Origin of the sequence: Nonomuraea antimicrobica (assembly GCF_039536965.1) — a bacterium.
Lineage (GTDB): Bacteria > Actinomycetota > Actinomycetes > Streptosporangiales > Streptosporangiaceae > Nonomuraea > Nonomuraea antimicrobica.
The window spans coordinates 1-937 of record NZ_BAAAZP010000134.1; the positions used below are offsets into that span (position 1 = coordinate 1).

At 69.1% G+C, this 937-nt stretch carries 1 protein-coding gene; it reads right to left on the minus strand.

Annotated features, from left to right (window positions below):
• A partial coding sequence (locus ABD844_RS34340) for a hypothetical protein (protein WP_344887226.1) occupies positions 1-829 on the minus strand: 829 nt, incomplete at its 3' end.
• Positions 830-937: the final 108 nt, after the last annotated feature.

Here is a 937-nt window from a genome sequence, read left to right on the forward strand (position 1 = left end):
CCGCCTCCAGCACACCAGGCCGCCGATCGGCATCGGAGATCGCCGCCGTGAACACCGGACCGGCACTCGGCAAAATCCACACGCCCGAGACCAGCTGACCAGGGGCGGATATCTTGCCCACCACCGGAGCGGGCGGAATCGTGTTGGACACCTTCGTGTCCACCCGGGCCGGTACCCAAGCCGACCACGGTCCCGACATTCCGGAGGTGGTCGTGGCCCGCGCCCGCCAGCGGATCTGCCAGCCGTTGATCAGCTTCCCTGCCGGGACGGCCACCCAGGCGTTGTCGCCGGACGCGTACTCCCTGTCCGAGGTGCCCGACCAGATCAGGCCCGCCCCCTGGTCGGGTTTCGCAGGGTCATGCTCCACCTGTACGTCGAGCTTGCCGGATCGGTTCTCCGGGTCGGTCATCCTGGCGTACAGCCACGGCGTCAACGATCTCGCCGTCCACGACGCGGACCCCGGCAGAGCCGGATCCATGCCCAGTGCCTCCACCGACGGCTTGCTCAGGTCGATGCCTGCCGCGACCCAGTCCGACCACGTGCCGACCACGCCGGAGGCCGTCTCACCCCGCGCCCGCCAGCGGACCTTCATGCCATCGGTCAGCTTCCCGGACGGGACCTGAACCCACGCGTTCTCGCCCGAGCCGTACGCCCGTGCACTCTTCCCGGTCCAGATCAAGCCGGTGCCCTGGCCGGTCGCCGCCGGGTCGTGCTCGATCTCCACGGCGAGCGAAGATTCTCCGTTCTCCGGGTCGGTCACCTTGGCGTAGAGCCACGGCGAAGTCGCAGCCGCTGTCCAGGTCGCGGCGTCCCATGTCGCCGGCGTCATCGACAATTCCGCCACGGACGGCTTGCGGATGTCGATGGTGGTGGCGAGCCAGTCGGACCACGGGCCGGCAACGCCGGAAGTGGTTTCGCCTCGTACTCTCCAGCGGAT